Origin of the sequence: Psychromonas sp. Urea-02u-13, assembly GCF_002835995.1 — a bacterium.
GTDB lineage: Bacteria > Pseudomonadota > Gammaproteobacteria > Enterobacterales > Psychromonadaceae > Psychromonas.
In genome coordinates, this window is record NZ_PJBZ01000124.1 from 1 (window position 1) to 8,098 (window position 8,098).

9 protein-coding genes are annotated in these 8,098 nt (G+C 37.3%); all 9 read right to left on the reverse strand.

Annotation, left to right across the window (positions count from 1 at the left end; genetic code table 11):
- Positions 1–255: 255 nt before the first annotated feature.
- The 9 genes from CXF74_RS19945 to CXF74_RS19985 all read right to left on the reverse strand — a co-directional run bounded on the left by CXF74_RS19945 (position 256) and on the right by CXF74_RS19985 (position 8,075).
- The gene (locus CXF74_RS19945) at positions 256–555 is read right to left on the reverse strand and encodes a type II toxin-antitoxin system RelE/ParE family toxin (RefSeq protein ID WP_101084279.1); all 300 of its coding nucleotides are present in this window, start codon (positions 553–555) and stop codon (positions 256–258) included.
- Positions 543–800: a type II toxin-antitoxin system Phd/YefM family antitoxin gene (locus CXF74_RS19950; protein ID WP_101084280.1), complete on the reverse strand. Its 258-nt coding sequence runs from the start codon at positions 798–800 to the stop codon at positions 543–545. The genes CXF74_RS19945 and CXF74_RS19950 overlap by 13 nt, the downstream gene beginning before the upstream one ends.
- Positions 801–2,243: 1,443 nt before the next feature.
- On the reverse strand, positions 2,244–3,656 hold the full coding sequence (gene tnpC / locus CXF74_RS19955; RefSeq protein WP_101084281.1) for an IS66 family transposase: 1,413 nt from the start codon (positions 3,654–3,656) through the stop codon (positions 2,244–2,246).
- 241 nt (positions 3,657–3,897) lie between these two features.
- Complete coding sequence (locus tag CXF74_RS19960; protein WP_101084282.1) at positions 3,898–4,335, reverse strand: Rrf2 family transcriptional regulator; 438 nt, start codon at positions 4,333–4,335, stop codon at positions 3,898–3,900.
- Between the two features lie 23 nt (positions 4,336–4,358).
- On the reverse strand, positions 4,359–5,525 hold the full coding sequence (locus CXF74_RS19965; RefSeq protein WP_232772601.1) for a methyl-accepting chemotaxis protein: 1,167 nt from the start codon (positions 5,523–5,525) through the stop codon (positions 4,359–4,361).
- 33 nt (positions 5,526–5,558) lie between these two features.
- Positions 5,559–6,290, reverse strand: coding sequence for an EAL domain-containing protein (locus tag CXF74_RS19970; RefSeq protein WP_101084283.1), 732 nt, complete (start codon positions 6,288–6,290; stop codon positions 5,559–5,561).
- Positions 6,280–6,771 (reverse strand): hypothetical protein, encoded by a 492-nt coding sequence (locus CXF74_RS19975; RefSeq protein ID WP_101084284.1) that lies wholly within the window; start codon positions 6,769–6,771, stop codon positions 6,280–6,282. Before CXF74_RS19975 ends, CXF74_RS19970 begins: the two co-directional genes overlap by 11 nt.
- A gap of 392 nt (positions 6,772–7,163) precedes the next feature.
- Entirely contained in the window at positions 7,164–7,664 is a 501-nt protein-coding gene (locus CXF74_RS22950) for a prepilin-type N-terminal cleavage/methylation domain-containing protein (RefSeq protein WP_101084285.1), read from the reverse strand.
- A 189-nt stretch (positions 7,665–7,853) separates the two neighbouring features.
- Positions 7,854–8,075, reverse strand: coding sequence for a hypothetical protein (locus CXF74_RS19985; RefSeq protein ID WP_101084286.1), 222 nt, complete (start codon positions 8,073–8,075; stop codon positions 7,854–7,856).
- Between the last annotated feature and the right edge of the window lie 23 nt (positions 8,076–8,098).

The following is an 8,098-nucleotide window of genomic DNA, read 5'->3' on the forward strand; positions in this document are numbered from 1 at the left end:
GGGGCCCGAACGGCGCGTGTTATCCCGTCATTCCTGAGTTGTTTTATCGGGAATCTTTGTTGGGTTAAGATAAAAGATTGGGGGCCCGAACGGCGCGTGTTATCCCGTCATTCCCGAGTTGTTTTATCGGGAATCTGTTGGGTTAAGATAAAATATTGGGATGTCCCGACGAGTGATTCTAAGTGGACTAAAATGTGTAGCGAAGCGAAACCTAACCCACTGTTTTAGTTCCGTTTAAGGCCTTGTAGCTGTGTGTTACGCTAGCAACAAGAACTTTCGCAAATCCCGCTCTTGTCTCATAACGTGTAAAATAAAAACCTTATCGCTATCTATTTTATAAAATACACGACAAGGGTTAACAACGACTTCGCGATAATTTAGAGTCGTCAGCTCAATAGGTTTCTTTCCTGATTCAGGAAACTGTTCAAGACGTTCAATCTTATCGAAAATTTTCGCAACCAAAGCTTTAGCTGCCTGTAGATTGCTCAAAGCAATATATTCTGCGATATCGTTTAGATCTTCCAAAGCCGGATTTGTCCAAATTATTTCAGCCATTTATTCATTTTCTCTTTAGCTTCAATATTAGACATAGTTTCTCCACGGCTTATTGCCTGCTCTCCTTTAGCTAGAGCCTCAAGAATTTGCATGCGTTTTTGCATGAATTCGAAATCATCAACATCTACAAGGTATGCAGAGGGTTGTCCATGTTCAGTAATTAATACTGGTTCTTTCGAAGAGTGAAGCTCAGCTAAAATCTTAGTTGCTTGACGCTTCAATGTTGTTACTAGTTCTACTCTCATAATAATCCCAACCTAAAATATGTATCACTATAGTAGCACTCGAAATTAAATTAGGGAAATACGCTAACGCCACATTAAGCGGATTAAAATGGTGGGTTATAATGTTGATGTTAATCGGGGACAGCCATAAACTGCAATGCCTTAACCTATTGATTTTATATAATTGAAGTTATAGGTGTCCTCAATCAGTCATATTCGCCCTGCTAGGTTTAAAGGCGGTTCTATATTTAGCTAAAGTCGTCGGATTAATTGGAATTAATACAATAAAATCATATTTTAGCAAGGCATAAACAATTGACGTCTGATAATTGGGCCTTTGCTGAGTTCCACTGCAACAGCGATAGGGCCACTAAATCGTTTTTTAAGATTGTTAGCTCATGTATCTATATTTTTAGGCTTGTGTTCGATGACGGAGAATTCTCGTTTGTTTGTAGTAAGATCTTGTAAACAAATATGATGCTTATCATTTACCCAATCAATACCAACAAACGCCCGATATTGATTTATTTCTAAATGAGTATTCATAGTGCCTCCAAAAGTTTAAAGAGGATGCATGCGTTCTCAAATTCTTTGAAGGCAATATAATGAGCGTTGCTGGCAAGCCCTGAGTATTCGTTAGTGAGTTTGAGTGACTCATTTTGTCGAAAGCAATGCGCTAAACATCGAGTGTTAAGGGGCAATATTCGTACAAAATGAGTGCATGTCTACATATCAGTATGAACGATATTTGTAGACAACTCATATTATAATGGGGGCGTTTGCGACTTAGCTTTCTGAGATATAAAGGGGCATACCGACTTAGGACCTTTGTGTTAACAGTTCAAAAAACAACCTGATTAGGTACAAAGCTCCGCTATTGTAGAGGGGCATTAATAGCCACAAGCTCAATAAAATGGGCATGTGCCTTTTTAACACTCCGTTTTTAATCTGTAAATTTAGCAAAAAAAACCACAAAAATTTAAGATAGATTCATATTGGATACTGTAAGATATTGAAACAAATTTGTTTTCTATTTCTCTATTTGGCGGAGCTTTATGGCTAATCAAGAAAAACAATGACAAGTCAGAGGCATTATCTACACTTTTTTTAAAAAAAGCTTACCGTACCTACCCCAAATTATTCCCTGACTATTAAACCACCTTTATAACCACGCAATAATTATGGGTATAAAGGTTTATATACTACAATTTGGCTTAGAAAAATAATATTGGATTAAATACAAATTAGAGGCCAAATTTACAGGCCACAACAAGTTCATCATAAACAAAAGCAGCTGGTTTAGACAACAGCGGGAGGGGCTTGCATTTTTACCTGTAATTTTGTAAAAGAGTTGAATAATAAGCGATAAGTGTCAGTATTTCATTCCCTCATAGCAATGAAAAAAGAGGCAAATGTGGAAATATGAGGTAAGCATATTTTAGATATTAAGAAAAAGGATGGTAACTACTCAGCAGGGGTAAAAATATTTGGTAACATGCCATTTAATAATAAGGCTAAAGCTGTGGATGCACTGACCCCTTGCTTTTTATTACTCGATAGGTAGCTTCTGAGGCCAAAAAACATTTCCGCTCCATATTCACTCCTGAAGCAACCAGATATCTTTTGCTGAACTTTTGCCATTCGTAGGTCATTTTCGCCTTGGTTATTGGTAAAAGGAACTTCTCTATCGGCCATAAATCGAAGTACATCACCTTCATAGTTTTGCAGACGTTCAAGTAAGTTTCTAGACTTGCTTTTTTTCGGCCTACCTCGTTTGCCTTTTACTACTATCGGAGCAGGGCTTTCTTTTTCTCCATCCTTTAAAATTGTTCGGTATTGGGCAATATAACTGGATTGCTTATCTTTGCTGATGAGACCATCTTCATTGTTCACTGATTGATTCAGGCTAACCAAAAATAAACGCATAGTTTCAGCCCAAGCTTGACCATCTTGCTCATAAGATCTGGTTAATTCGCGTAGATGATGTGCATTACAAAGCGAATGCAAACAATCGTAACGATAATAGGGTTTCCAATGGTCGTGACACATTACGCCATTAAAATGAGACAGAATCCCGATGTCATCCATTGCAGTATGCCCACGTTTTTCATGTGCAGATAGGTAAGTCCATTTGAGTGATGACGCATTATGTAGCCACTGTCGTTTTCCATTAATGTTAATACCAGTTTCATCGGCATGTAGCACAGCTTCATTGCGCAAATTAGCTTTGATTATTTCTAGCGCATGGGTCTCTTCAAGCTTGCTATAGGCCGTATTAATGAAGTTATAAAGACTACCACTGCTCAGTGGTATGTTTAGCTGATCAGTAAAATATTCACGAATACGATCATAAGGTAACAATTGGTATTGAGAAAGGTAAACAGCATGGGCTTTAACACCATTACCATATTGAATACGACTATTTACTCCTTTAGGAAATGATGCAACAAAGCGTTTTCCTATTTCATTCTCAAGTATTTGAGCTTGATACTCAGTCACGACACGCTTAAATTCGATATCTATAACTTGACGTGTTTCGTAACCAATTTCGGTGTAAGTGCCTTCTGGTAAAAGGGTCTGATCAACGGATAGTTTATGCTTGATATCAGGATTACTATCAAGTAATAGGGTTGAGCCCTTATGGCCTCCCGAGTTATTTTCACTACTATTTTTAGGTTCTTTTTTTCTGTTCAGATCAGTTGATGGTGGCTTGCTACTATTACTGCTATTAAGCCCAAGACGCTGACATAGCAGGGTAACGATAAGTAATAATAAGTCTAACGTGGTGCGCATAGATGGAGATAATGTTGTATCGGCTTCAATCTGTTGTTTTATTTTTTCGACATGGCTTTCAATATCGATACCACTTACTTTCATCTTGATGAACCATGTCATTATAGGCTTAGGAAGTAGTTAGAATAAAGCTAAAAAAGGATCAAGCAAGTCGATCCTTTTTGATCTTTAATAAGTTATTAAAACTGTGATTTAGGTGCTGAGTAGTTACAAAGGATGTTTATTCTACCTATACTCTGAATTTGATCTGATAGTGATATCGACAATTTATTAAAAGCAATAAAGTATCATTAATTCAAAGCAGAGAAGCAAAAGCCCCTAATATCTATACTTCTGTTGAAGCGATTAAAAGTGGCATTAACTGCTCCTTATTTGATATTAAGTCTGCCAGTGTGTATTCATTCATTACACCAATAAAAGCGTGCATTGCTAGAATAAGCGCTTGTTGTAACCGACAAACCGACTGTAACTTACAAGCAGTTGAGGCACAATCAACACCATCTAAATGATTTTCAAGATGACTAATAACCTCACCAATATTTATCTTGTCGGCAGTAAGCGCTAACTGTATACCGCCATTCTTTCCTTGAAGGGCTCGCACATAACCGATTTTTTTTAAATGACCGACAATTTTAGCCAAATTATTATAGGAAAGCTGATAAACCGCCGCCACTTCGGCAACACTACTTAATTGCTCTTTGGGTAAACTCGCCAAATAAATAAGCGCTCGCAGTCCTGAATCTGTATAGGTTGTTAGTCTCATCAAAAGTCCTTTTACCCATAGGGTTAGTGGGTTTTAAATGCGCTCAATTGCACAACAATTTTTTCAGTCACTTCATTTAAACGCTTGCCCTGTTGCTCTAAATCGTTACAATCTTGCGCATTTGAACTGGACAAGGTCTGTAAGCCTTCTATTTGTTGTGCAGCCTCAGTAACAAGGCGACGAATATAACGAATATCAACGTTGTCTGAATTTTCCTGCTGACTGATCAGCGTCAAAATAGCATCAATATTAATGCAAGCGGTGTCAATTTCCTCTTGGCTAGCAACCGTATGTATTGAAAGTTCACCAAGGTTTTGTGATTGTAACTCAATATGTTCACCTGCTTCCATCACTGCAGTAGAAATTCCGGATACAATTTGATTAATTTGTTCAAGACTATTTTGTGTCGACATCGCTAATTGCCTAACTTCATCTGCAACAACAGCAAAACCACGGCCATGTTCACCGGCACGTGCTGCTTCAATGGCAGCATTTAAAGCCAGTAGGTTCGTTTGATTGGCGATATTGTTGATCACCGCAACGACACTGCCAATGGTGCTAGCCTGCTCTGCTAATGAATCAAATTTTCCCTTGAGTGTACCGCTGCTCGTAGCATAAGAGTCAATGCTATTTGCCATATTTTTCATCGCAAGGTTTGATTGCAGTAAACTCTCTTTGGTTTTACAAACTTGTACTTCTGTTTCATCAGCTTTTGTTTGTAAAGCGAGCGATTGTTCATCTAAAATTTCAAATTGTCGAGCAATATGCGCAACTTGTTGATCCTGAGTTTGTATTCTATCAGTAATATCCTGCGTTTTTAATTCAAGTGTGCTCGCGATATCGTCAGACGCATTTGCCTGCGACTGAATGTCAATTAAAGCGTGTCGCACATTACTTCTAAAAGAATTAATAACGCTGAGTACTTGGCTCATTTCGCTATTGAACTTACTATTTATCGTACACGCCACCGATAAATCTTTTTGCTCGAATGAACGCATATATTCAGTTGTTTCATTCAGTGAATCAACACCCCAAAATTTTTCGTCCAGATCATGAATGATCAACAACACCATCACCACAAATTGTATAGCTTGCGAAACTAACTGTTCGCTAAAAAACATCGCGTTGATAAATAATGAAATGGCGGCTAACCAGTGAATTAAGCGCATTCTAAGAAAAAGTGATTTCATAAATAATTCCTATAACTGTTAGTAAATTATCGTTTACGAGTAAGACTGCTTTAGTGGTTTTGGCTTTGAGTATAAAAAACCCTGTATCAGGTCAACACCCGCCCAACGTACAAAGTCAGATTGCAATGATGTTTCAACACCTTCAGCTACAATTAAACTGCCCACGGAAGAACATACATTGACAATTTCACGATAAAAACTCGCAGCCCATAAATCATCAGGAACTTTCGCTAAAAGCTGAAGATCGAGCTTGATAATGTCAAAATGGATATGACTTAAGCGCAGTAAGTTTGAATGACCCGAGCCAAAATCATCCATGGCGATAATAAAGCCATGTGTTTTAAGAAAAGACAAACGGGCAACAACAACTTCATCGCTAATATCATCTTCACAAATTTCTAATACCAAATTTTGCTTTTGTTGGACTGTTAATGAACAAAGCACATTGGTATATAAATATTCAAATAAATCATTATCTGTAATTAATTGTCCAGCGAGATTGATCCACGTTTTTATATTTGGTGTTTTAGTCGTGACACTTTCTTGGTAGCTGTCTTTGATTTGCTGACAGGTCATCTCGAGCAATAACGCTGGATTAGCATACAAATAGGAAAACAATTCAGCCATAGGGATTAATGATTGAGAAGCGGTAATAAAACCCCGACAAAGAATTTCTCTGCCATAGATAGTATCGACAGAAGCTGTGATGATGTCTTGACTATACCAAGTTAATTCAGCATCTTGGCCTAAAAAGTTAAATTTCATCAGTAGCTTCCATCGATTTATTTACCGGTAAATAAATGATGCTTTCATCATTTAATCTATTTTCTATTTCAATCAAAAAATCACGCATATGTTGTATTTGATTTTCTTCAACCAATGTATTTCCACACTCTAATTTAAGGGCTTGAAAATAATCACTGATTGCATGACAAGTATTAGCAAGCATAAGATAACCTTGTACAAGGCTATTTTTTTCACTCTCTTGTACTTCACTTTTTTCAAGAATAGGAACAAGAAAACAGTTTTCCAGTTCAAGGTGAAGAAGCAGCCCTTTGGTCAATTTTCGTAACCGAGTTTCAATGTGAATGAAACTGCTGTGACCCTGACTTAATAGGTGATTGATCGCTTCAATTTCTAGCGCTAACTGCCCATGTTGAGAAACTAAGCTACGAGGCCAATTTGACTGTCTCCAACAAGAGGCTGTCGATTTCTTCATAAACTTATTCACTGCCGTTTTATTCATATCGCCTGTCCAAAGATTGAGATGTTGTTTCAAATATTTTAACTAAATATATAACATGCGTTTCAAATGCACCTTTAAGGGGGATTGTATTTAATGTGCATTTAAAATGCAAGTTTGTTTTCTATCTTATTTAAAGATAATTTTATTGTTATATTGAAGATCTTCTATGAATTGTAATAAAGTTTATTAGAAACGCAATGAGATTTAGACAGAAAAAATAGGGACAGCCGTAAACTACAATACCTTAACCTATTGATTTTATATGGTTGAAGTTATGGGTGTCCCCGATTGGTGCTTGGGGGCTGAAGGCTAGACACCTTCGGCTACCCGATTATGCATGCTGAGCTATATACTAAGTGGAATACATTTTTATCGAAGCACACATATACCCATTAACAGTCCCTAAACTCAAAATCAATAATCGGCCTAGTGTTAACGGCCACGGGCTGACGATAACGTAAATAGCATTGTAATGAACCAGCATCCTGCTCAAAACTACCGTGCCAATATATCCAAGCACCAGGAAAAATGCTTGCCCGACTGTGCCACTCACTATCTCGTTGATTATTAGCCCAATCACCTTCATCAAATTCAATCACTGCACTAATACCATTTTTAGTCCCAGAAGGGTAACCATAAACAACCTCAATTTTCTGCCCACTTATTATAATTTCTGCAGACGGAGACTTTTCTACTCCCTCAATCACTGATTTGCTGTATACCAATGTTGAAGTACTATTAATAACCCCTTTTAGGTTTTCAGAAGTCGAAATAATTGCTTCCGAACGAAAATCAAAAAACTTAGGCACAGCTGTTGCCGCCAGTACACCAAGAATAATAATAACAATGACTAATTCTATGAGAGTAAAGCCACTTGACCTAAGTCTGCGCATAAATAAACATACCCTTATTTATTTTTATATTCATGTGGCCTCTAAGCTTTAGTCATCAATAAACACAGATGCATAACGCCACAATAAGCGGGCTAAAGCAGTGGGTTATAATGTGTAACGAAGCGAAACGTAACCCACTGTTTTAGTTCCGTTTAATTGCCTTGTTAGCTTTTGGATTAACTCCATTGGTTAATCAATTTGATCCCACATTCCATTTTGATGTAGCCAAATCGCATCTGCGTTTTGATTGATAAATTCATCAGCAGGAATTCCATCGAGTGATTTTTGACGTTTCACTCTCACTTGCTTTCCACTCATAAATACAGTTTCGTATTTTTCCTGGCGATCAAGTTTGGCTTCTCTTCTTGCGGCTTTAACTGAAGCAGATAATTTTTTCTTTATCTTTGCCATATATATAACCTATGAAAGAAAGC